Origin of the sequence: Paenibacillus paridis (assembly GCF_006345825.1) — a bacterium.
Lineage (GTDB): Bacteria > Bacillota > Bacilli > Paenibacillales > Paenibacillaceae > Pristimantibacillus > Pristimantibacillus paridis.
The window spans coordinates 1,791,670-1,814,994 of the sequence record NZ_VCIX01000092.1; the positions used below are offsets into that span (position 1 = coordinate 1,791,670).

General features: G+C 46.2%; 18 protein-coding genes. All 18 read right to left on the bottom strand.

The features are described from left to right. Nucleotides 1-3 precede the first annotated feature (3 nt). The 18 genes from FJQ58_RS29880 to FJQ58_RS29965 all read right to left on the bottom strand — a co-directional run bounded on the left by FJQ58_RS29880 (nt 4) and on the right by FJQ58_RS29965 (nt 22,946). Nucleotides 4-1,668: a helix-turn-helix domain-containing protein gene (locus FJQ58_RS29880; RefSeq protein ID WP_139999154.1), complete on the bottom strand. Its 1,665-nt coding sequence runs from the start codon at nt 1,666-1,668 to the stop codon at nt 4-6. A gap of 112 nt (nt 1,669-1,780) precedes the next feature. Further along, nucleotides 1,781-2,779, bottom strand: coding sequence for an ABC transporter substrate-binding protein (locus FJQ58_RS29885; protein WP_139999156.1), 999 nt, complete (start codon nt 2,777-2,779; stop codon nt 1,781-1,783). A 196-nt stretch (nt 2,780-2,975) separates the two neighbouring features. Further along, the gene (locus FJQ58_RS29890; protein ID WP_139999158.1) at nt 2,976-4,925 is read right to left on the bottom strand and encodes an endonuclease MutS2; all 1,950 of its coding nucleotides are present in this window, start codon (nt 4,923-4,925) and stop codon (nt 2,976-2,978) included. A gap of 440 nt (nt 4,926-5,365) precedes the next feature. Then, entirely contained in the window at nt 5,366-6,142 is a 777-nt protein-coding gene (locus tag FJQ58_RS29895; RefSeq protein WP_139999160.1) for an MBL fold metallo-hydrolase, read from the bottom strand. After that, nucleotides 6,139-6,813, bottom strand: coding sequence for a GNAT family N-acetyltransferase (locus FJQ58_RS29900; protein WP_139999162.1), 675 nt, complete (start codon nt 6,811-6,813; stop codon nt 6,139-6,141). The genes FJQ58_RS29895 and FJQ58_RS29900 overlap by 4 nt, the downstream gene beginning before the upstream one ends. 14 nt (nt 6,814-6,827) lie before the next feature. Continuing rightward, the gene (locus tag FJQ58_RS29905) at nt 6,828-7,487 is read right to left on the bottom strand and encodes a GNAT family N-acetyltransferase (protein ID WP_139999164.1); all 660 of its coding nucleotides are present in this window, start codon (nt 7,485-7,487) and stop codon (nt 6,828-6,830) included. A gap of 25 nt (nt 7,488-7,512) precedes the next feature. Further along, nucleotides 7,513-8,376, bottom strand: coding sequence for a carbon-nitrogen hydrolase family protein (locus FJQ58_RS29910; RefSeq protein WP_139999166.1), 864 nt, complete (start codon nt 8,374-8,376; stop codon nt 7,513-7,515). A 25-nt stretch (nt 8,377-8,401) separates the two neighbouring features. Beyond that, nucleotides 8,402-9,760: a HAMP domain-containing sensor histidine kinase gene (locus tag FJQ58_RS29915; protein ID WP_139999168.1), complete on the bottom strand. Its 1,359-nt coding sequence runs from the start codon at nt 9,758-9,760 to the stop codon at nt 8,402-8,404. Beyond that, a complete protein-coding gene (locus FJQ58_RS29920; RefSeq protein ID WP_076265833.1) occupies nt 9,757-10,455 on the bottom strand; it encodes a response regulator transcription factor in 699 nt (232 codons plus the stop codon). The genes FJQ58_RS29915 and FJQ58_RS29920 overlap by 4 nt, the downstream gene beginning before the upstream one ends. Before the next feature lie 174 nt (nt 10,456-10,629). Next, the gene (locus tag FJQ58_RS29925) at nt 10,630-12,180 is read right to left on the bottom strand and encodes an ABC-F family ATP-binding cassette domain-containing protein (protein WP_139999170.1); all 1,551 of its coding nucleotides are present in this window, start codon (nt 12,178-12,180) and stop codon (nt 10,630-10,632) included. A gap of 86 nt (nt 12,181-12,266) precedes the next feature. Further along, nucleotides 12,267-13,883 (bottom strand): serine/threonine protein kinase, encoded by a 1,617-nt coding sequence (locus FJQ58_RS29930; RefSeq protein WP_162341851.1) that lies wholly within the window; start codon nt 13,881-13,883, stop codon nt 12,267-12,269. Between the two features lie 246 nt (nt 13,884-14,129). Continuing rightward, the gene (locus FJQ58_RS29935; protein WP_140000226.1) at nt 14,130-15,161 is read right to left on the bottom strand and encodes a glycoside hydrolase family 88/105 protein; all 1,032 of its coding nucleotides are present in this window, start codon (nt 15,159-15,161) and stop codon (nt 14,130-14,132) included. Between the two features lie 34 nt (nt 15,162-15,195). Next, nucleotides 15,196-16,032 (bottom strand): carbohydrate ABC transporter permease, encoded by an 837-nt coding sequence (locus FJQ58_RS29940; protein ID WP_139999174.1) that lies wholly within the window; start codon nt 16,030-16,032, stop codon nt 15,196-15,198. A gap of 2 nt (nt 16,033-16,034) precedes the next feature. Continuing rightward, nucleotides 16,035-16,934: a carbohydrate ABC transporter permease gene (locus FJQ58_RS29945; RefSeq protein WP_139999176.1), complete on the bottom strand. Its 900-nt coding sequence runs from the start codon at nt 16,932-16,934 to the stop codon at nt 16,035-16,037. Between the two features lie 99 nt (nt 16,935-17,033). Next, nucleotides 17,034-18,371, bottom strand: a complete 1,338-nt coding sequence (locus tag FJQ58_RS29950) for an ABC transporter substrate-binding protein (RefSeq protein ID WP_238404395.1) — start codon at nt 18,369-18,371, stop codon at nt 17,034-17,036. A 116-nt stretch (nt 18,372-18,487) separates the two neighbouring features. Further along, the gene (locus FJQ58_RS29955; protein WP_338016195.1) at nt 18,488-20,035 is read right to left on the bottom strand and encodes a response regulator; all 1,548 of its coding nucleotides are present in this window, start codon (nt 20,033-20,035) and stop codon (nt 18,488-18,490) included. 1 nt (nt 20,036) lies between these two features. Further along, nucleotides 20,037-21,791, bottom strand: a complete 1,755-nt coding sequence (locus FJQ58_RS29960; RefSeq protein WP_139999180.1) for a sensor histidine kinase — start codon at nt 21,789-21,791, stop codon at nt 20,037-20,039. A gap of 138 nt (nt 21,792-21,929) precedes the next feature. After that, nucleotides 21,930-22,946 (bottom strand): 23S rRNA (cytidine(2498)-2'-O)-methyltransferase RlmM, encoded by a 1,017-nt coding sequence (locus FJQ58_RS29965; protein WP_238404396.1) that lies wholly within the window; start codon nt 22,944-22,946, stop codon nt 21,930-21,932. Between the last annotated feature and the right edge of the window lie 379 nt (nt 22,947-23,325).

Below are 23,325 nucleotides of genomic sequence, written 5' to 3' on the forward strand. Positions count from 1 at the left end.
AACTCATGCTAAACAACTAAATTGAACCAACCGCGGGAGCTCTTCGAGAAGCCTTTCCCGCGTAATGGGATCGTCAAAGTTCCATTTCGCCCCCAGCTTGATGACTTGCCCATTCTGCACAGGACGAAGCTTCCCCCAGATCGTACTGTTCAACAGTTGATTGGTGGCAAAGCGGGAAGCTTCGTCCTCTGCGACTAACAAAACGAAGCGGTCACCGTTAAACTCAGCTATGTTCTCCAGTTCCAGAGCCTCGAAAGGGATTTGATTTTGAATAAGCCTGTTCACTCCATCCGTTGGCCTAAAGGCTAAAGGATGATAGAGGGTCGGCGAGATCCCATGGTTTCCCATTACAAAAGCGCGTCCCCCCACCACGACGAATATCGTCATCGTTTCACCAGAATGAATCGAAGGCTTTAAAAGCCGCCACATCGCCTCAGCCTTCTTCTCATAGCGGGCAATCCAGCTCTCGGCCTCCGTCTGCTTCCCTAAAATGACTGCAATTTGGCGAAGCCTGACATAAGTCGAAGCGTTTTTTTCGATGGCGATCGTAGGAGCAATTCTCGAGAAAGTGTCAAGCGGCTTGTCATGCGTACTACAATGTAAAATAAGCTCTGGCTGCAGAGTTCCAATAATCCGTTCATCTGCATGGCTTCCGATATCTGTAATATTTTGCAGCTCATTTCGAAAAACAACCTGTTGGCCAATCAAAGAAAGATCAGCCCCAATCGGTCTAACGCCAAGCGCCAGCAAATCGCCTAGCGCATACCCAATAGCTACAACTTTAGAAGATTGGAGCGGAAAAGCAAGCTCTGCCCCTCCAAAGCCCTGGATGCTGGAATGCGGGTTATGCATACGGACATATTTTTTGGGAGATAGTCCTGTCATTTGCCGAAAACGGCGATTAAAATAATATTCATCTTTGAAACCTACGCTTTTTGCAATTTCTCGAAGCGGATCATCGGATTGAAGCATGAGCGTTTTGGCTCTATTTATTCGAAGGTCAGCCAAGTAATCAAGCGGTTTTTGCCCGGTAATGGCTTGAAAGATTGAGCTGTACTGCCATCGGCCAACCCCAGACATTCGTAATAGCTGCACGACCGTGATCGGTTCACGATAATGCTCCTGCATATAAAGAACCGTCTCTTCCACCGCTTCAGTCACGTCAGGATAGCTTTGCGATTCCTTGGCATTTTCAAGCAGAAGCACAAATAACTCTAGCATCATCAATTGTCGCTTCATCTGCTCAAGGTTCGTTTCGCTTCGATCAACTGCAAGCAGCTTTGTAAAAACTTCTACTAAGGCAGAAATCTGATGTACAGAAATGAGCTTGTTATAAGGAAGTAGCTCGGATAATGACGCTGCCGGCTCACGCTCGTGTGCCTGAAAGGCTCGCAGCACCATCCAGTAGCCGGATAATTGGGTGCCATCCAGATCCAAAAGGTTAAATTGACTCTCAGGCAAAATCAACAAGCAGTCCCCCTGCCGAATCTTGTAGGAGATGCCATCGAGCCAAAGGGTACCCGTACCGTTAGTTACCGCTAATAGGATATGTTGAAAATGCTGCGCAGGCATATGGTTTGAACTTATGGACGGTGTTAGCTCACCGATCTCGTCTAGCGCGAAGTAATAGCGATTTGGCGAAGGAGAAACTATTCGTTTTGAGCTCATGTGCCAGCCTCCTTCTTATAATGATGAGAACAATTATCAATAATCCTATACTATACAAAAAAAAGAAGCGTTTCAACGGGTAGTTGAACGCTTCTTGCAGAGCCAATTAAAATTATTGGTTTACGATATTCGGAAGCTCGTCAAGCAATCTTTCCTTCGTAATCGCATCGTCAAAATTCCACATCGTTTTCAAGTAATAGACTTTGCCGTTTTTAACAGCCGGAATCGCCTTCCACAAGGGATCATTGGTAAAGGAATCAGTAGCTGCACGCGCGGTCTCGTCGTCATCGGTAAGCACGAACATCCACTCTCCTGCGAGTTCGGCATATACCTCGCTTGAAATATTGGCAAAAGCTTCTCCTTTGTCAATCAGCTCTTCCTTCACTTTTGCGGAGGGTGAAAAACCGAGGGTCTCATATACCGTAGAGCCGAGTGAAGCATTTCCCATGATATAAAAATCTTTGCCCAGCTGCAGAAAAACAGATGCGGTCACGTTCGTATTTATGTTTAGCTTGCTTACGACTTCCTTTGCTTTAGCATCATAGTTACTTATCCACCGCTCCGCTTCAGCTTGTTTGCCGAGAATATCCCCGAATACACGCAAGCGTTCATTGGTGGACAAACGGTCATACGTAATCGTCGGTGCTATTTTGGAGAGCTGCTCAAAGGCGTTCTCTTCATAATAGCTCCCGCCGCTATCGAGCAAAATCAAATCCGGATCAAGTGCAGTCACTTTCTCTAAATCGCCAAGCAGGTCACCTACATCTGCGATGCCATTAATAAGCTCCGGGTAAGCAATTTGATCTCCGATGATTCCTAAAGCTGCTCCTATGGGCTTCACATCAATGGCAAGCAAATCTCCAAGCTCACCGCCAGTATAGATCACGCGTACAGGCTTAGTCGGAATTTCGACTTGATGCCCCTTTGAATCGGTATACATTCTTGTAGCAGCCTCTGTGGACTTGTTTCCATCGTTATTTGAAGAAGTACTTGATTGATCGGTTGGTGCGCTCACGTTCGTATTCGATCTATCAGCATTTGAACCGCATGCTGACAGCAATGCCCCCATTACCATCGTCATACATAAAATAAAAATGCGTACATGTTTCATCTGTTTTGTGCCTCCGATATATTTATCTTATCAGATAATGATAATCATTATCGTCAATATATATCTTAAGTAAACTTTTCAACGGGCACAATGGACAAACGTCTGATATTAATTGGGACAAAAAACAGAACACATCTGGCAATAACCTCTCGTTCTGTTCGGAACGAGAGGCTTCACGATTACCTGAAATTTATGGCTATAACTTCTCCTCCGGCGTCTCGATCGTAAGTCCTTCCACATGCTTTCGGTTCAGTAGCTTCCGTACTTTTCTATTTTCCTTAGTTTCAAAAACAATATCGAGATCATATTGATCGTCGGGATAAAGCTCTGCTTTTGGAATGTAGAGCTTCATCCTTTTATGGTTGAACGTAAACCTTTGTCCCTGCACTTGAACAATCACATTGCCCCGCTCATCTGCGGGGCGGTACACAACCCCCATACGCTTGAGCGGGTAGATCCATACCGCATCTCCTTTAACGAAAGCTTTTAGGTTCGCCTTCACCTGCTTCGGAACAGACTCCTCGCCAGCTGCTTTGGATTGTACGGCTGTTTCAGCTCTTGCCCTTTTAACTGACGTTTGGACTTGTTCAACAGGTCCAAGCTCACCCGTTCGTATGCCTTCTTTTCTCTCTAGCCATTTTTCCGCTCGCAGCATCACTTCCTCGGGAAGACCATATCGCCTTGCAATTGCAAAAGCATGGCTATCGCCCGCTTCGCCAATTTCCAACCGGTAAAGCGGCTTTAGCGTATCGATGTCAAAGGCCATCTTCCCATTCTGGCAGCCTTCCGTGCGAGCGGCGAATGCTTTGATTTCGTTGAAATGCGTCGTAGCCACAGCCAAAGCCCCCCGTTTTAAGAGCTGCTCCAATAATGCGATTGAGAGTGCTATCCCTTCTGTTGGATCTGTACCAGCAGCTAACTCATCGAGCAATAAGAGCGTATGCGGACTGGCTTGCTGAAGCATTTCCTTCAAAACAGTGATATGTGATGAGAATGTGCTTAGCGATTGTTCTAAGCTTTGTCCATCTCCTACGTCTGCAATCACCTGCTGAAAAATTCCGATCTCGCTGCCCTCTTCGGCCGGAACCAACAATCCTGATTGCACCATCAGCACGAATAAACCGATTGTTTTAAGTGTAATGGTTTTGCCGCCAGTGTTGGGCCCCGTAATTATTAACTGCCTCCAGCCAAACCCGAGCTCGGCATGAAGAGGGACGCCATTATTTCCGAGCAAGGGGTGTCGCGCGGCAACTAGCCGAATGACTGGCATTGTGGATAGCTTGATTTTCTTCCCCTCGAAGGAACGGGAAAGCTTGGCTCTTGCCGTAATAAAATCAAAGGACGCCATCGCTTCCACATTCTGAAACAGCTCATGCGAGAACGATTCTGCAAGCTCTGAGAGCCTTGCCAAAACGACCGTTCTCTCCCGTTCCTCCTCCATCTTCCATTGCTGAAGCTCCGCTTGCAAATCCGCTACGTCTAACGGCTCCACGAACAAGGTCTGACCGCTTGCCGACTCATCCCATACCGTACCTGGCACCTGTTTGCGAAGCTCGCGTTTCACAGAAATAACAAATCGGCCATGTCGCTTGCTAATAACAGGTTCCTGCAGAGCAGAACGGTATTTGCTTAGCGCTAGCTCCATTTTTTTCTGAATTTTATCCTCAGATGCATAAATATGCCTGCGAATAAAGGCAAGGTCTGCGCTAGCTTGATCGGTAATGAGACCGTACCGGATAGAGCGGTTTAGCTCCTCCCGCAGCTCTGGGCAATCATACATGGATTCTGCATAAGCTGCGATTGTAGGCGCTATCTCGCGTTTACTGTTCATGTATTTTTTCATTTGCACGACGGAGGTCAACCAAACGGACACAAGCTCCAGCTCTTGTTCGTGATAAATTCTGCCTTTGCCGAGCAGCATTAGAAAAGGATCGATCCCCTCCATTGCCGATAGCGGTATGCTTGCCCCGCTTCCCAGTAGATCATCCGCTTCCGCTGTTTCTTGCTGCCACGCTGCTACTTGGCGTAAGTTCGTACTTGGTTCATGCCTCTCCGCTAACAATCTGCCAGCAGGTGATACGGTAAAGCTTAATAATCTATCTTTTACCTTGTCGTACTCTAGTCTTCCCCATGTTGCTTTATTCATCTTGATGGCCTCCTCTAATTTTGGGCATAAAAAAAGACAGGAATAGAACGCGGGCGCGTTCCATTCCTGTCTTGCTCGACTCATGCTCCAATACCGCTTCCGGCCTTAACGAAATCGTTAAGCTGAAAACGGGCATAAAAAAACCGCGCTGCGAGAGCACGGTGATTGGGCCGCTGTCGAATCGCTACAGGCGGAAATCCTCATGTCCTTAACTCTTGGCGCCAGATCACGAAATAGAGCCTTGCCGCTTGGTGCATTTCGCACCTTACGATAATCGCAAGACCATTAGTCATCTGACCATATCCAATTTATGAGTTAAAGACACCAGCAAACATTAAAATTTCCCCTTTAAGCGTAATCATAATCTAAATAAGGTTACACCCTTAATGTACAAAAAAGGCAAGCTTGTTGTCAAGTTTGTTTTTTCCATAACTCAGCTCTTAAATTTCTATGTGCATACCGGTAACAGCAAGCTGGAGCTGTTCTGGCAGCCCATAATCCTTGCCAGCATCAATGTCATGGGACATATGGGTGAGAACCGTATGCTTAGGCTTCCACTTGTTGATCAAGTCAATCGCTTCAACCACATCATATACTGATCTTGTTTCATACGCGAATGGCTCATGATAGAAGCTTGTTCCGAGTATGAGAAGATCCAGATTGGCAAGCGGCTTTTGCTGCTCATCGGTCAACCCAATAGAGTCAGAGCAATAAACCCATTTGAAGCCGGTATCACGATGCTCAAACCGAAAGGCATAGGCGTACCCATTCTTGCCATGATGGACGCGCCAGCTGGCTGCCATCCACTTCCCTATGCTGACCGGTTCATCAAAGGTTTGAAAATGAATATGATTGCTTAGCCATGGAAACCGGTCCAGAATTTCCAAAATCACTTCAGAAGGGGCGTATGCCGAGCCCTTCTTCTTCTGCCAGCGACAAGCATCCGCCCACTCAACCAAGCCGCCAATATGGTCGAAATGCGCATGCGTGATTAGAAGAGTATCAATTTCTCTTAAATTGGCCGCTTCCAGCTGCTCACCGAAATCCGGTCCGCAATCTATCCATACGTTGCCTGCTTCTTCGTCCCATATGTGCAGCGAGGATCGCAAGCGCCGGTTCAAGCCTGTTTCCCGTGCTTCCGAGCATACATCGCAGTCACAATAAATACGGGGAACGCCCATCGAGTCTCCCGTTCCTCTAAAAATAAGCCGGGTCATAGCGGATGAAGCTCAAGTGTACCTGAAGTGCGAATTTGTTCCATCATGCGCAGCCATTCAGCAGGCTTGTTCGGCAATGCGGAATAGTAGCCCTCCAAAAACTCAGCTACTAGCGATGCATCGATTGCAGACAGCTCTTCGTCCTTTGGCAGGAAGCACAAATCAAGCTCTGCAACCGCTTGGCCCTCATGATCCCATGACGGATGAACGTAGCTGACGCCAATCCGTTTATAGCCGATATGGGACAATACTTCTCGGCGGACATAGGGATTCATGGGTGAGACTCCGCCAAACGAATGCTCTTCAGCGCGGTAAGGATCGTATACTTCAGCGAACATACCGATTGGCGTTGTTCCCGATTGCTGCGCAAGTTTCTCCAAATCACGTTCTCGGTTACGCAGCAAGAAACGTCCGATACCGAGCGAAGGCTTGCCGATAATCGTAAAATCGGTCATTGCTACGCGCATGTCGGGGTAATAACGGTATTCGGTTGAACCGACCACTTCACCTTCATGGATCGCAACATAGACGTGAATCGTGGGATCTTCAAGAGGTTCCTTCCACAATTCGTAAGCCAATACCTCTTCGGGCGGGAAAATCGTTTGCAATAGTTTATGTAAAGCGCCAAAGTATTGATCTTCAATGGAGCAAATACGATGATAAATAAGCATATAGCATATCTCCTTTATTTAAATGGATTGCGCCATTCCATCATGGCAGCGCAGTTTCTTGATTCCTCATCATCCAAATAATGATGTGCAACACCCACTGGCATGCGGCCGCATCTGAGCAAGAAGGTGATGACCGGGTCTTTCAAATCACCCGTAATCACCTTCTCCAAATACTCTTCAGGCGACATTGCTTCTGCATAAGCCCCATAACCCGGCATACGCCCTCCGCCAAGCAGCCTGTTCAATCCCAGATACACAACGGTTTCGTACATCGTTTGCATAAGCCATTTGCCGATCCCTGATTTTCGATATTCAGGGATCACGCATATATCCACCACATACAAAGTGTCTCCGCTTGGATTGTGATTGCGGATATATCCGCTGCCGGAGATAGTCTCCCAGTCATGGGCATGGCCGTAATCGTTCATATTCACAAGCAAGCCAGTCATGGAACCAATCAATCGGCCATCAACTTCCGCGCATAAAGCGCCAGCGGCAAAACGGGAGACATGCTCAGACAATTGCTCCTTGTTCCACCATAGCTCCGAAGGATAAGGCGGTGGAAAGCTCACGCTCTGCACTTCAATCATGGCTTCAAAATCATGCTGGTTATAATTGCGAATGATGGTTTTGACCGGTTTTCCGTCAACAATCAAATAAAGCTCTTTGCGCATGGCTACCCGCCTCTCCACCATGATTTTACGATTTCCAATCTGGATACAGATCCGTACGGCGGTCGCGCCAGGTCGTTACGGACCCTTTCGCCCGCACTTCCTCCAGTAGTGCCAAATCTAGGTCAGCTACGACGAGCATATCGTCATTGATGATCCCCTCACTCAAGATGCCTGCTGGCGGGAACGGTATATCATTTGGCGCGATAATGGCAGCCTGACCGAAGTTTGCACGCATCAGATCAACTTTCCGAAGCGAACCGACCGTACCGGTTGTTACGATGTAAACCTGATTCTCGACCGCTCTCGCATGACAGCAATATCTAACCCGGTAGAAGCCGTGGCGATCATCGGTACAGGAAGGACAGAAAATGACGTCCGCTCCTTTTGATCGCGCCATTCTTACAATTTCAGGAAATTCAATATCGTAACAGGTGAGCATTGCAATCGTGCCATAAGCAGTCTCAAATACCTCAAGGCCCTCGCCTGCGGACATGTTCCATCCTTCTACCTCAGACGGCGTAATATGTATTTTGTGCTGCACATCAATTTTTCCATCGGGGTGAAAAAGATGTGCCGCGTTGCGAAGGCTTCCGTCTATGGTTTGAATGACATGCGTCCCGCCAATGATATAGACGTTATATTCAGCTGCAAGACTACTGAACAATTCTAAGTACTGCTCCGTAAAATCAGGAAGCTTATGAATGGGGAGAGCATTCCCCTGCTCATCTCCGATCGACATCAGCTGAGTCGTTAGAAACTCAGGGAACAAAATAAACTGAACCCCATACTCCGAGGCATTTCGTACATAATGAGCAACTTGCTCTGCGAATTGCTCAAATGTACTAATATCAGCAAGCATATATTGAACGGCTGCTGTCCGAAACTTCATTTCTGTTTTCCCCCATTAATCCTTGTTATTGTTTCCGCTGCTTGAACTGCAAGGTTATGGTCGTTCCGAGATCAGGCAAGCTAAACACGTCAACCTTCCCCTCATGCAGGTCGACGATACGTTTGGCTATAGATAATCCAAGCCCTACTCCGCCCGTCGCACGGCTTCTAGCGCCGTCTACACGGTAAAATCGCTCGAATAAATGCGGAATCTCATTCTCCGGAATTCCCATTCCTTTATCCATGACCTCGATCTTCACGATATGCCTAACCAGCGAAATGGTGACATCAATCGGCTCCTTCGAGTATTTGATCGCATTATCAAGCAAGATGACAAGCAACTGCCTGATCTTGTCTTTGTCGCCAACCATACGAACAACCTTGGACATTGCTTTCACGCGGATCGGACGGCCAAAGGTGGTCTGCAGCATGGTAGCCAGCTCATCAACCACCTGTACGACGTCAAACAGCTCTTGTCGCAGCCAGTCCTCTTGCTCCGCTTCAGCGAGCATAAGCATAGACTTCGTTAAATTTTGCAGCCGGTTGGCTTCCTTGTCAATCGCTTCGATGGCTTCGTTGCGCAGGCTCTCATCATCGCGTCCCCAACGCTTAAGCATGCCAGCATAGCTGCTGATTACGGTTAGCGGTGTCTTCAGCTCATGGGAAGCGTCCGCAACAAATTGCTTTTGCTTCGCAAAGGTCCGGTCGAGCCGTTCAATCATTTGATTAAACGCACGGACGAGCTGCAGCAGCTCTGCGGATTCCTCCTTGCTGCTAAGCTCAATTTGCCTAAGCTTGCCGCTCCGGTCAATTTCGCGCATCGTATTGACCATTTGCTGAATGGGAGCTGTTAGCCTGGAGGTGAACCAATAGGTACCGAAAATGGCGAACAAGATCGCGCCACCGCTCGTAACGCTAAGTGCAGCGACCAGCACCTGCAAATAATTATCTAGCTCATCCAATATACGATTAATCTCAAGCATAGCTATGACCCGATTTCCATCATATAAAGGGACGCGCATAAACAAAATGCGCTCTCCGCCCTTGGTGATCATCCCCGTATGATGATGAGACTCAAAAGTCGCCGGCAGCTGCTGAAGAAGCTCATCCGAGCCTGTTATATTAACGACTCTGTTATTCGGAGCAATGATGCGAATCATTTCGTTAACATTATAATATTCGTTGAGCAGCTCCGGATAGTTTAATCCTCGGCCGCTCTGAATTCGGGGATTCTCCAGCATGAGATTCACCTTGTTGGCAATAACCTCTTCTTCGCTTTCAGTTGTAATCTTAATCACATAAAAATAAACAAAAATATTAAACAAAATCAAAATAAAGATCAACCAAAAGATCGTAAAGAGCGTAAACCTTTTGCGCAGCGTCATGCGTCCGGCTCCTTGATCATGTAACCTACTCCGCGAACCGTGTGAATCAGCTTATGACGATACCCCTTGTCCAATTTTTGGCGCAAATAACGAATATAAACGTCGACAAGGTTCGTTTCCCCAATAAAATCATAGCCCCATACTTCAGACAAAATATCTTCGCGCGATTTCTCGTCATTTTTGTTCTCGACAAGGTACACTAGCAGTTCAAACTCACGCGGCGTCAGTTCGATAAGGATATCCTTTCGATAAACTTTACGGGTCCGCAGCTCAATCGTAAGGTCGCCGACCTTAATCATATCCGAGCCTTCCGCTTCCTTCGGATACTGTTGGAAGATACGCAAAATGTTGCGGACGCGCGCAAGCAGCTCCTCCATCGCAAATGGCTTCGTAATGTAGTCATTTGCTCCATGCTCAAATCCGCTCACCTTATCGGGGACCGTATCACGCGCAGTTAATAATATGATCGGTACCGGATTCCCTGCTTGGCGCAGCAAACGCAGCACTTCTATACCACTCATTTCGGGCAGCATGACATCGAGCAACACTAGCTCCCATTCGCCTGTTGATGCCATTTCATAACCCGTCCGGCCATCCGCGGCTGTGCCTACTGTATACCCCTCATGCTCCAGTTCCAGCTGTAAGATGCGGGAGATCCCCGCTTCATCTTCCACGACAAGAATTCGTTCCTTCATCTTAGAGGTTCACCTGCTTCCAGTTGTAAATAAATCGCTTGCAAATATCCATCGCCAATACTAAAAAAGCATAATCGCTTAAATTTATCATAATGAAGACGTTTCACAAATGCAAGCAAGCCGATCTACAAAAAGAGTAGACCGGCAGCTATTGAATTCAAATCATGGAACAAATTAGCTTTGCATCGACCATGCCTCTACGTCCCATGTTTTGGTTACCCAATCCTCATAGAAATCAGGTTCGTGAGACACGAGAACGACAGTTCCTTTGTATGCTTTAAGTGCGCGCTTCAATTCAGCTTTTGCAACGATATCCAGATGGTTCGTCGGCTCATCGAACAAAATCCAGTTGCTCTCGCGCATCAGAAGTTTGCATAATCGAACCTTAGCCTGTTCGCCACCGCTTAACTGATTAAGGGCGCGAGTAATATGCTCATTCTTTAGGCCGCAGCGCGCAAGCGCTGCACGAACCTCATGCTGGTTCATAAAGGAAAATTCGTCCCAAACATCCTCAAGAGGCGTCATTGTCGGCGCTTTGGCCTCCTGCTCGAAGTAAGCAGGATTCAAATAATCACCGAGATACGTTTTTCCATCCAGCGGAGGAATGACCCCCAGTATGGTTTTGAGAAGAGTAGACTTGCCTACGCCATTACAGCCGACAATCGCGATTTTGTCTCCGCGCTCAATCGACATATTCATCTTGGGCAGCAGCGGCCTATTGTATCCGATCACCATATCCTCAGCTTCAAATACCGTTTTGCCGCTCGTTCTGGATTCTTTAAAATTGAAAGTCGGCTTTGCAGCCTCCTCAGGCTTGTCGATCCGGTCAATGCGGTCGAGCTGCTTCTCCCGGCTCTTCGCACGGCCCGAAGTGGACGCACGCGCTTTGTTTTTATTAATAAATTCTTCTTGCTTCTTAATGAAATCCTTCTGTTTCTCGTAAGCATCGATGTGCTGAGCTTTATTTAAGTCAGCCATTTCCAAAAACTTATCGTAATTGGCCGAATATCGCGTCATTTTTGTAAATTCAAGATGATAAATGACATTAACAACCTGATTCATAAAGGCTGTTTCATGTGATATCAGGACAAAGGCATGCGGGTAATTTTTCAAATAGTTGGTCAGCCAGTTGATGTGCTCTTCATCCAAATAGTTGGTTGGCTCATCGAGCAGCAGCACGCCTGGTTTCTCAAGCAGCAGCTTCGCAAGCAGCACCTTGGTCCGCTGCCCCCCGCTAAGCGCGGTCACGTCACGGTCGAGCCCAATCGCATTAAGGCCTAGGCCGTTAGCCATCTCATCGACTTTCACGTCAATCAGATAGAAATCGCCGATCTCAAGCTCTTCTTGAATTTCCCCCATTCGGACGAGGAGCTCATCCAGCGTATCCGCATCGACATCCGCCATTTGGGCAGCAATTTGGTTAAGCTCCTCTTCCAGCTGGAGCATCGGCAGAAAGGCATCTTTCAACACATCTCGAATGGTCTTGCCCGCTTCAAGCTTCGTATGCTGATCCAAATAACCGTAACGAACACGCGGCGTCCATTCCACCTTGCCTTCGTCCTTAAGCAGCTTTCCTGTCAAAATATTCATTAATGTTGATTTTCCGGTACCATTCGCTCCGACTAGCCCGACATGCTCTCCTGCCAGTAAACGAAAGGATACGTTGCGAAACAGTACTCGGTCGCCAAACGTATGTGATAATTGCTCTACAGTTAACAAACTCATTTGTCTTTATCTCCATTCATGTATGCACCTTAACTAATGCTTGGGATGATTCCCGATTAACCCGTATTATTGTACCACAAATACGGTCATTCTGTGTTTATTTCATTGTAAATGTGCTTGAAAATGGGCAAAAATGCTTGATTAAGCTGCTTGCGCATTCGTGAATCGTCAGTCGCCCTTCGACCGCCGTATTGCATGGATAGAAGCTTCTCTTCATCAAGGCGCGGCAAAATCACAAATGGAGCTTCCGGGAACAAAGACAACCATTCATTTCTCCCGCGAAAGGATAAATCTTTATTCGCTATAAATTTCAGCTGTCTTCCTGAGGGCTGCAGCTTTCGTCTGATCGAGTACAGCTGTCTAAGGTCATTGGCTTGCCATTTAGAAGCAGCTGGGTCTGCAACCACAAGTACAAGTGATGATTCATACAGCAGCTGGAGCGATTTGGCATCAGACCATTGTGAGGATAGATCGATTAATTGAATTAATCCTCCCGTATGCCGTAAAAGCTGCTCAAAGCGCCCGTCCTCCACTATACCGCTCTGGCTACGCTGCTCCGGATGCAAATAATACCAATTGACCATTTGCTCCCGATCACTGAATTGGATGAAACGCGAATCTCCTGCACCAGCTTGATGCGGCTGTTTATTTTGTTGGCCGGAAAACCAAGCATGCCATTCAGGCTTGGCAAGCTCATGCTCTACAGCCGTTACGGTCATTCCCTTCCTACCCAGCAGCTCAGCAAGCGCATGCGTCAGAAAGGTAGCTCCCGCACCAGATGATAAAGATAACACACTAACACGTATCGGCTTGATTACGGCAGCGCCACGCTTTGGTGCTCTAATCTCTTGTTGAGCAGCAGAGAGATTATAATACATCGTAAACGGTTGAAGTGCTTGCTCAACCTCTAATATCGAGCCATACCTTAAATGTGGAGCGGCCTGCAGCATGCGCAGAAGAACCATTTTAAATGCTTCCGGAACGTCAGCCTGCAGCTGCCTAAATGGCTCCATCTCTCCCCTGCTTCCAAACGAAGGTCGATAGCTGGCACCTTTACTTGCCAAATAAAAAAGCAGAGCTCCCAGCCCATAAACATCTGTCCGTTCATTACTTTGGCCACCTTCTATTTGCTCCGGTGCCGCAAAGCCTCGCGTGCCGAGCTGCAGCGTATCCTGCAGCTGTCCCTTCTTGTACTGCCGCGAGATGCCAAAATCAATAAGCTTGGCATCGCCTTGCTTATCGATCATAACATTCGATGGCTTTAAATCACGATGAATAATCGGTGGTTGATAGCTGTGCAAATGGTTGAGCGCCGAGCAAAGCTGCAGTGCAAGCTGGATAAGTTCTGCAAAGGAAAAGTGGGTCTTAGGATTCCGAAATAACTCTGCTAATGTACAACCTTCGATATATTCCATCACAACCGCCTCAAATCCCAGTTCGCTTCTTCCAAAATAATCCACGATTAACGGTAAATGAGGGTGATTGATTTTCATCATCAGCTGCGCTTCATCTGCAAGCATAATATTTTTGTGCAGGTTAGGCTCTAGTACTTTAATCGCTCTAAGCTTGTTGGCAAGCTTCACATCCTCTGCCAAATAAACACTCCCCATTCCGCCCCTTCCAATTTCCCGTATAATTCGGTAACGGCCGCCGATCATCGTTCCACTCATAACGAAAGCCTGCTCTTCTGCCCATTCAGCCATTCTTTGATCCTCCATTAAACGCAAAAAAACACTCCAATACCGTTTGTTACGAAACAAACGGTATCAGAATGCTTTTCTGATTGGTTATTTTAAAATATAAGCCTTTATTTATATTGCATAATAAGCAGGTTTATAATTCTACGAGAAACAGGTACCCATCTCTTTAAGAGAAAGGGAAGCCCATTCCGTTTCTTCTTGTTAGAGCTACTTTAACATATTTTGAGATATAAATACAGATTTCCTCTTTTAAAAAACACGTTTTTGAGAATTAAGCAATTCTGAAAGGAAAGCAAGCGCGAGGCCTTGGCCCCAGCCTTGTACCCGTTTATGCGCCACGTCCTTGTACCCTTGCTGATCGTTCATCACAGCCGTTCCTGCAGATACGTTAAGTACAGAACCATCTTCCGTAATCTGACTTAAAATACCGTCAATGGACCGTTGGATGTATTTGTTATATAAGGAACCGAATGCGAACAATCCAGTAGCAATACCCGCTGAGCCCGAAGTTTCATGGTATGAACCATCATCATTCAGCACCGTATGCCATAAGCCGTTATCCACTTGCAGGCGGACGAGCGTGCTCAACTGATCGCGCATCGAGCCTTCAATCATCATAAAGGAAGGATGCTGAACGGCAATGTGCGGCAGCGCTTTCGCCATCGTTAATGCTGCCCAGGAGTTGCCACGAGCCCAGAAAATCGAAGACATATGGTTTTGGGCAATATTGTCCCAACCGTGATAGTACAAATTCGTAACCTGATCCTGCAGAAAATGCTCATGGCCATGATATTGCTTCAGGCCATCTTCCAAATAATCCTCACGTCCTAGCAAATGCCCCATTCTGACCAGGAAATAACCTGCCATCATCATCGTATCTACCCAAGCCTGCTCCGGGAAATTGTAGGTCTCCGAATTTACGGTATGCTGGAAAACGCCATCTGCAAAGCGAACGGCATCATGCTTTAAGTATTCTGCCATCTGGGTGGCAACGTTTAAATATTTTTCTTCATCAGTAGCTTTATAGAGCGAGATTAGAGCGTGGCCAATGGAAACGCCATTCACGGATAGCTTAGGAAGACCGTCCTCCAGCTTCTCATCTACCCACTCCTGCAGCAGCTTGATGTAACGTTCGTTGCCCGTGGCTTCATAGGCTTCCGCGACACCATAGAAAGCGACTCCTCCCGGCCAATCCCAGCTAAAATCCATTCTAAACGTTCGGTCTACAACACGGTCAATTACCTCTCGAATGTGATTATCGTCAAATTGAAGCTGAGGCATTTCCATCTTCCTCTCCTATTCTTCTGCTCATTTTCTATTTCAAACCGCTTGTGCTAATCCCTTCAACGATGTACTTCTGAAAGGCGAAAAATATAGCCAGAACCGGAATCAAGCTCACAATGGACATCGCGAACATGGCGCCCCAATTGGATACCGTATCACTGTCCAAGAACATTTTCAGTCCCATAGATACCGGATACAAGCTTGGGCGGTTCAAGTAAAGAACCGGGCCGAGCAAGTCTTCCCAGCGCCAGTAGAAAGAGAAAATCGATGCCGTAGCAAGTGCCGGTACAACGAGTGGCAAAATGATTCGGAAAAATAATCGAAACTTCCCGCAGCCGTCAATGGTGGCTGCCTCATCAAGCTCATTAGGAATCGTCCGGATAAACTGAATGAGCAAGAAGATAAAAAACGGAATGCCAAAATATTGCGGAATGACGATCGGTTTAATGGAATTAAGCCAGTGCAGCTTGGCAAACAAAATATACTGCGGCACAAGCACAACGTCATGCGGCAGCATGAGCGTAACCATCATAATACCGAACCAGAAAGTTTTGCCTGTGAAGTTAAGACGTGCAAAGCCAAAAGCGATAAATGCCGATGAGAGCACGGCGCCAATCGTTGAGATGATAACGATTTCAAGGGAGTTCATAATGAAATTGCCGAACGACTGTCCAGCGATGCCGATCCAGCCAATCCGGTAATTATCCCAAATCCATGGCTGAGGAATGAGGGAATCCGCTGTTGCAAAAATTAGGTTGCTTTGCTTGAACGAGCTCATGAGCAGCCATAACACGGGATATACCATTACAAGAGCAAGCGCAGCAACGAAGATATGGTAGATAGGCCACTTCAATTTTTTCAAGATCATGATTAATGGCCACCTTTCGATTCGTAATGTACCCATTTTTTGGAGGTGTAGAACAAAATTCCTGTCAAAATGGCAATGATGATCAGCATAACCCAAGCCATTGCTGAAGCGTAGCCCATGTCAAAGTAGACGAACGCCTGACGGAACAAATAAAGCGAGTAAAGCAGCGTGCCGTCCAAGGGACCGCCCTCCCCTTTGGAAATAATATAAGCGGGAACAAAGGTCATGAATGCGCCAATCGTCTGCATAATCGTGTTGAACAAAATAATTGGACTCAGCATCGGAATCGTAATTTTGAAGAAACGAATAATCGGTCCTGCTCCGTCAACATTTGATGCTTCATACAATTCCGGCGGAATGTTCTTTAGGCCAGCAAGGAAAATCAGCATAGAAGATCCAAATTGCCATACCGACAACGTAATGAGCATCCAAAGTGCAGCTGCAGGCTCAGCAAACCATCTCACGCTATCTAAACCGAGTGCATTCAGAAAAATGTTTATGACTCCTTCGTCACCGTAAAGGTTCCGCCACATGATTGATACTGCGACGCTGCCGCCAATGATAGAAGGAAGATAATAAACGGTCCGATATAACCCGATTGCTTTCGAAGCTGTATTTAAGATCATGGCGATAAATAAGGCAAAAGCCAAGCGAAGCGGAACCCCGATAAACACGTACAAGAAGGTTACTTTGAGTGACGCCCAAAATTTCGAGTCATCCGTAAACATCGTCGAGTAATTCTCTAATCCGATAAAGGATGGTGTCGACAAAAGGTCATAATCGGTGACCGAGAAATACAACGATGCCACAGCCGGAACCAAGGTGAATAACAAAAATCCGATGACAAAAGGTCCGATAAACGTGTAGCCAATTAAGTTGTTTTTAAGTGATAGCGATTTCATCTTATCCAACTCCTATACGAAGTCTAGCTTGCTGGTCTCTTTTTAGTAAAAAAGCGATGGCCGATCTACCGACCAACCATCGCATCTACTCAAACAATATTACTTGTTTTTCTTAAGAATGGAGGTTGCTTCGTCTCTGAATTTCTTAGCTGCTTCTTCCGGCTTGATTTTGTTGTAGTTCATTTGCTCAGAAAGGCTAGTCAAGGATTTGAATACTTCAGCCGAACCGATTGGATCTGCTGGGTCCATTGGGGAGCTGTTAGCTTCTGCCCAAGCAACGTAGTCATACACTTGAATTTGCGCTTCTGTTGAAACTTCTTTCAATGCGTCTTTTACTTTAGAGGAAACCGGTACGCCGCGGTCGCCAAGAATCAATTTGTTAGCTTCGATATCATTTACGAAGAAGTTGATAAATTTAGCCGCTTCTTCTTTTGCTTTCGAGTGCTCAGAAACGGAGAAGAACATACTTGGTTTCAGGAACAAGCCTTTTTCCATGTTCGGGCCAGCCATTGGAGCAATTGCAAGCGGGCGGTTAGCTACTTGCTGCAAGCCTACGTATTGGTTAGACCACTGCCATACGCCGATGCCTTGGTTAAGCACAAGGTGGCTGTCTTCAGCACCTTTAATTTGAGCAAGCACGTCTGGTGATGGTACTGCGCCGTCAATGACGAGCTTAGCTAGCATTCCGAAGAAATCGGTAAACATTTGATCATCTTCATAGCCAAGACCGTTACCTTCTGCGTTAAACAGGGTTTTGCCTAATGTACGAAGGTAGTAGCCGAAGAATACTTCCGGACGCATGCCATTATCGAAGTAAATGCCTGCAGCTTTGGCTTTCTCAGCCATTGCTACGTAATCATCCCAAGTGAAGTTCTCAGGAATGGAATCGATGCCTGCTTTTTTTAGAAGCGCTGGATCATAGTTGAATCCAAGTGCATTTACGCCAAGGTTCATACCGTAAAGCCCATCGCCCAATTTGCCACCGTCAATCGCGTTTTGACTAATATCAGAAACGTCAATTTGGTTGCCTAAGTATGGTGTCAAATCAGCCAGTTGTTTTCTTCCAGCATATTGGGAGTAGTTTTGCGTATCGATTTGAATGATGTCCGGAAGTTCATTTGCAGCTGCTTGCGGAGCAAGCTTTTTCCAATAGTCATCATAATTTGCATATTCCATTTCAATTGTTACATGCGGGTTTTTGGCTTTGTACATTTCAATAACTTTCATCGTGTAATCGTGACGTGGCTGTCCGCCCCACCAAGCGATGCGTAGAGTAACCGGCTTAGCTTCCGCTGGCTCTTCTTTCACTTCATTGGTCGTTTTCGGTGTGTTGGTCGCATTTGTTGTCTTGCCGTTGTTTGAGTTTCCGCCGCAAGCGCTTACGAGAACCAGTGCAACAGCCATGAGCATTAAAAGCATTTTCTTCGGTGCTTTCATTGTGTTACGCCCCTTCCAGACTCTTTAATGTTGTTTACAAGCTTTATTATAGGTCGAATGTCGAAATGTCGGAATTAAAAAAACCGCTTTCTTTGTTAAAAAAACAGAGGTCGCCATTAAGGCGACCTTTTGAAATCCGAAGGGGTAAACCCCGTATGTTTTTTAAATACCTGGCTGAAATATTGAGGATTATCCCCGAATCCAAATTTCTCGGCGAGCTCAAAAACCTTAACGTCCCCCGTTTTTTCAATTTCCTCCACGGCCTTTTCCATTCTCAAGCGGACCACATAATTTGAAAATTTTTCGCCGGTTTCCTTTTTGAATAGCTTTCCTAAATAGTCAGCATTCATATACAAGATCTCACTTGCTACCCAGTTTAATGACAAGCCCGGGTTAGACAAATGCTCTTCTATGACTTGAATCATCTTATGAATAATGCCGGAATGCTTCTTAATTTGGAAATGGAAATTGTGCAAGCAAATTTGTTCCGCATTTTCCGTAACGAACTGCTCAATCGTCCGCAAGGTGTAAAATTGATCAAAGCTTGCGATTTTTTTGAGGTACTCGTTTATCTCCTCCGGTTTACCTTGGCGGACTATCGAGATGTAGAGGGGAATGACATACGATTTAGACAGATGCGTATCCATTCTACTGTCCGCCAGCAGGCTGAAATAATGCTGAAGCTCCGACTGAACATACGTCCAGTCCCCCGATTTCACATGCATACAAAGCGGCTCTTCATCATAAAAGAATGCCTTTATGGATTCATCGTCTTCTCTTTCAACATCCTTTTGCGTTATAATGCTGCCTTCGCCTAAGTAAAACTGGTAATTCAAGCATTCCAGCGTTTCTCGGTACATTTTGCGCGCATGGACAATTTGCCTTGGATCGCTGACCGCAACGGTTGCATCGAGCTTGTAGTAGGTAGAAAAGGTTTTCTTAATCTCATTAAGCAATACGAATAATGACGACGTATCCTCGGTTTCTTTGATGAGCAGCAGTACATGCTTACCGATCGTTGTGCTGAGAAGCACTATGGATTTGCCTAGTACATCCTGAGCAATGTTTTTGATGGCGAACATATGCTCAAATTCAAACTTCCCTTCAATCTGAAACAACAGCAGCTGTACTTGATCATTTTCCATCGTGATGTGAAACAATTCACCGTAATCGTCCCAGTCACGCTTGCCATACGTTTTATTGGTAACAAGCTCCTTTAAGAACTGCTCCTTAGCATGCGGCAGCACTTTAGACAGCTCCTTCTGGATATTCAGCATAAAGCTCTTCTGCGATTGCTGCTGTTCAAGTTCAGCAATCACTTCAGATAAAGCTTCCGTAATCGAATTTTCATTGCATGGCTTCAAGAGATAATGTTTGACGCCAAACTGCATGGCTGTTCGCGCAAAATCAAATTCACTAAAGCCCGATAACAATATAAATGCGATATGCGGATATTTCTCATGCACCTTCTCCACAAGCTGCAATCCGTTCATGCCTGGCATTTTGATATCGGAAATGACAATATCGGGCACATGGCTTTCAATAAAAGCCAATGCATCTAGACCATTGCGCGCAGTTCCGGCAAGCTCCGTGTTAGAAGCATTCCAATCTACGGTAAGCGATATGCCCTCAACTATAATCCGCTCGTCGTCAACCAAAAGCACCTTATACAATAGAATCCCTCATTTCGAATGGAAGTATCATCATCACCTTCGTGCCTTCGTTTGGCTCGCTTTCAACTGTCAATCCGTAAGACTCTCCATAGAGAAGCTTGATCCGCTCCTCGATATTTTTCAAGCCCAAGCCGGAGCCCTTTGTTTTCACTTGTCCGCTAAGCAGCTGTGCAACGAATGCCTTTTCCATGCCGGGTCCGTTATCTTCTACAGAGACATAAAGCAGCTTATCCTCGGTATACGCATGAATTTTTATGCTGCACGTGTCGATCATTTGTTCAAGGCCATAATTTATTGCATTCTCGACGAGCGGCTGAAGCGACAGCTTTGGAATGCTGCAATAGAGCAGCTTATCTGCTACATCGACTTGGAAATCAAGGCGCTCCTCAAACCGGTATTTTTGAATCGTAACATAATGACTAATAATTTCGAGCTCTTTGCTCAGAGGAATCAGCGGTTCTTTCAGGTTGATTGAAGTTCTAAGCAAGGAGCCTAACGCTTCAACCATTTGCGAAATATGCGTTTGCTTGCTTAGCTTCGCCGACCAGTTGATCGACTCCAAGGTGTTGTACAAAAAATGCGGATTAATTTGCGCCTGCAGCGCTTTGAATTCCGTGTCACGAATCGTAAGCTGCTTCACATAGTTCTCGTGTATAAGCTCATTAATCCGTTCAACCATGATGCGGAAATTACGGTGCATTTGCCCCGCTTCATCCATGGCAAGCGCACGCTCGTTCGGTTCCTCGATATATTCAAAATGGCCCAGCTGGACCCTTTTCATTTTCGCGTTAAGCCGCTCGATCGGTTCCGTAATTCCTCTCGCAAAAGCGACGGCGATCAGTAGAATGACCACAAACAAAATAGCCAAAATCATCAAAATGGTATTTTTCACTTTGGCAACGCGGTCGAAAATGTCATCGAACGGAATTAACGTATAATACGTCCAATCCGTGTAGGTGGAAGCGATATAGGTTACAAAGTACTGTTTTCCTTCATAGCTAATCACTTTGTATCCTTCGCTCCCCGTGAGCTGCGACAAGCTGTCAATCGGAAACGCTGACGCTTCGGGAAATACGGCCTCATTGTTTTTCATAATAATAAGCTGGGCGTCGTTGCTGTTCATTCCTTTGGCTAAGTCCCGAAACAGCTTGTTCATATCAATTCGCAGCGCTAGCGTTCCGATATAATCCAAATTCAGCTGCTCAAATGACCGGACTTCGCGTGCAGCAATTAATGATTTATCGTTACTGTAAGGTGCAATCCACGTATTGCCTCCTTTATTGTCAGCTGTGAGCTCCTTAAAGGAATTCAAACGGTCTTGATAAACCGTTATGGAATTTGCTCCCACCGCATACTCGTTATCATAAAAATCATATAGTTGGGCTGAAAGCACGTATTTATCAAGCGCTCCAATGTTCACCATTCTTTCTCTTACCGTCAACTGCACGACATAATTGTCATACTTGGACAAGCCGCTTTTGATTGAACGCAAATATTTTTGAATCGTTGTGTCTGTGGCCAGCATGAAAGTAAGTTTTTCCATTTTTTTGAGCTCATTCTCAATGCTAATGGAAGATAAGCTGAGCGCTTTGGAAGATTGCTTGTAAATCTCCTCATCGTAAAAGTCAAATGCGTACTGTTGAATAATAATGGCGAGTACCGCGACAAACAGCATCACGACTGAGATTAGCACAAACATTTTATGCTTGATCCTTAAATTCAGATAAAGCGCTTTCAGATTAAGCATAGACGTTGCCTCCTCGGGCGTTTCCCTGATCAGTTGCTTATCCAATATAACAAAACCAGCTGCGCATGGAAAGAAGCGAATAACAGCTGGTGTGGTCTCAAAACAAAGCACCCTGCCCTGCGGAGAGGGTGCTTCGTTTTATTTTTTGATGAGGTATAGCGTTATTTCTTCACGGTTGTGGAACAATTGCTTAGCCTTTTGAAGTCTAAATTCTGTAGATAGTCTCGAAATCACATCACGAATCGTTTGCAGCGGTTTGCGATGCATGAGCTTCACAGTAATTATAGCCGTTCCGCCCTGCGATAACGCCGGTTCCAAATCGAGCACAAGCTTGCACATCATCATCGGACTCCAGCTCATATCGCAGACGAGCAAATCAAAGGTTCCAGCTTCAAACTTCACATCAGAAGCATTTCGCTTCAAGTAGGTCAAGGTAGGATATGCCATTAGAGACGGATGAAGCTCCGCGGGATCAATGGCGGTAACGCGTAGTCCACGTTCCAGCAAAAGAGAAGTCCAGCCTCCCGGCGCAGCACCGATATCAATCGCATTCCGGAACTCGGCGTAATTAAGGCCAAATTCCCGCTCTGCCTCGAGCAGCTTGAATTTGGCGCGCGAGACTTGTCCTTCCTCACGCTGAAAACGCACCGCACCGCCTGGCCAATCCGAGAGCATATCAGGTGGCGCTCCAAAACCGACATAGAGCTGCTCAACCGCTGCATAAATGGCAATGATCACGTCCGGCTGCTGCACGACCGGTTCCGCATCTAGCTCCTCCAATACAGCATCTAGTACCGCTTTCGTATCAGCAGCAGAATAGACAAAGCCGGACTTTGGCGTTCTTCTAATATGAACGGCCACCCGTTTATTCTCAAAAGTCATAACGGCATTGCGCACCATGTCGGATAACTGCTCCAAGTCGTTGGCATTACCGGTAATTTCAATTGTCCGGTCCACCGGCTGCAAATGCCTCAGAAAGATCGGTTCTTGCTGGCGAATCGCTTGTAGCGTCTCTTCCCGCTCAAGCGGACACGACATTAAGAACACTTCCCCTGCCGCCAACTGCGTAAATGTTACACCCTCAATCAATCTCCGAAGCTCTTCCATTGCATAAGGTGCATAAGTTTGATTAGCCGTTCCGATCCATTGACTCACTAGTATAAACCTCTTTCGTATGTGAATTACCATAAAGTTACCTTATTACCTATAAGGGTTTTGCTTGCTGCCCCTAAATCCGATTGCACAACCATTCATTCGAATTAGATACATTTCGTGAAACTAAAACTGCAAAAACTGTTGTTCACTTACAGCTTGGTCAGTTAGCCCTTTCAAGTAATCATTAGGCCCACGAAATGTAGCTAATAAAATCCTTTCAACGCAAGCTTGTCCCACAAGGACAAAATCGATCCCTGCACACATTAAACTTTCACGCGTTTGTCTATGAAGCTAATAAAATCCCCAAAATGCAAGCGTGTCCCATAGGGACGAGAGCGTTCCTTGCACACACAATACTTTCTCGCATCTGTCTAGCTAC

What these genes read in the sequence shown, in the direction of transcription:
- FJQ58_RS29930 (WP_162341851.1), bottom strand. Translation starts at nt 13,883, where the DNA reads ATGGCTGAATGGGCAGAAGAGCAGGCTTTCGTTATGAGTGGAACGATG.
- FJQ58_RS29915 (WP_139999168.1), bottom strand. Translation starts at nt 9,760, where the DNA reads ATGACGCTGCGCAAAAGGTTTACGCTCTTTACGATCTTTTGGTTGATC.
- FJQ58_RS29885 (WP_139999156.1), bottom strand. Translation starts at nt 2,779, where the DNA reads ATGAAACATGTACGCATTTTTATTTTATGTATGACGATGGTAATGGGG.
- FJQ58_RS29935 (WP_140000226.1), bottom strand. Translation starts at nt 15,161, where the DNA reads ATGCCTCAGCTTCAATTTGACGATAATCACATTCGAGAGGTAATTGAC.
- FJQ58_RS29920 (WP_076265833.1), bottom strand. Translation starts at nt 10,455, where the DNA reads ATGAAGGAACGAATTCTTGTCGTGGAAGATGAAGCGGGGATCTCCCGC.
- FJQ58_RS29910 (WP_139999166.1), bottom strand. Translation starts at nt 8,376, where the DNA reads ATGAAGTTTCGGACAGCAGCCGTTCAATATATGCTTGCTGATATTAGT.
- FJQ58_RS29945 (WP_139999176.1), bottom strand. Translation starts at nt 16,934, where the DNA reads ATGAAATCGCTATCACTTAAAAACAACTTAATTGGCTACACGTTTATC.
- FJQ58_RS29940 (WP_139999174.1), bottom strand. Translation starts at nt 16,032, where the DNA reads ATGATCTTGAAAAAATTGAAGTGGCCTATCTACCATATCTTCGTTGCT.
- FJQ58_RS29960 (WP_139999180.1), bottom strand. Translation starts at nt 21,791, where the DNA reads ATGCTTAATCTGAAAGCGCTTTATCTGAATTTAAGGATCAAGCATAAA.
- FJQ58_RS29895 (WP_139999160.1), bottom strand. Translation starts at nt 6,142, where the DNA reads ATGACCCGGCTTATTTTTAGAGGAACGGGAGACTCGATGGGCGTTCCC.
- FJQ58_RS29890 (WP_139999158.1), bottom strand. Translation starts at nt 4,925, where the DNA reads ATGAATAAAGCAACATGGGGAAGACTAGAGTACGACAAGGTAAAAGAT.
- FJQ58_RS29905 (WP_139999164.1), bottom strand. Translation starts at nt 7,487, where the DNA reads ATGCGCAAAGAGCTTTATTTGATTGTTGACGGAAAACCGGTCAAAACC.
- FJQ58_RS29950 (WP_238404395.1), bottom strand. Translation starts at nt 18,371, where the DNA reads ATGAAAGCACCGAAGAAAATGCTTTTAATGCTCATGGCTGTTGCACTG.
- FJQ58_RS29880 (WP_139999154.1), bottom strand. Translation starts at nt 1,668, where the DNA reads ATGAGCTCAAAACGAATAGTTTCTCCTTCGCCAAATCGCTATTACTTC.
- FJQ58_RS29925 (WP_139999170.1), bottom strand. Translation starts at nt 12,180, where the DNA reads ATGAGTTTGTTAACTGTAGAGCAATTATCACATACGTTTGGCGACCGA.
- FJQ58_RS29900 (WP_139999162.1), bottom strand. Translation starts at nt 6,813, where the DNA reads ATGCTTATTTATCATCGTATTTGCTCCATTGAAGATCAATACTTTGGC.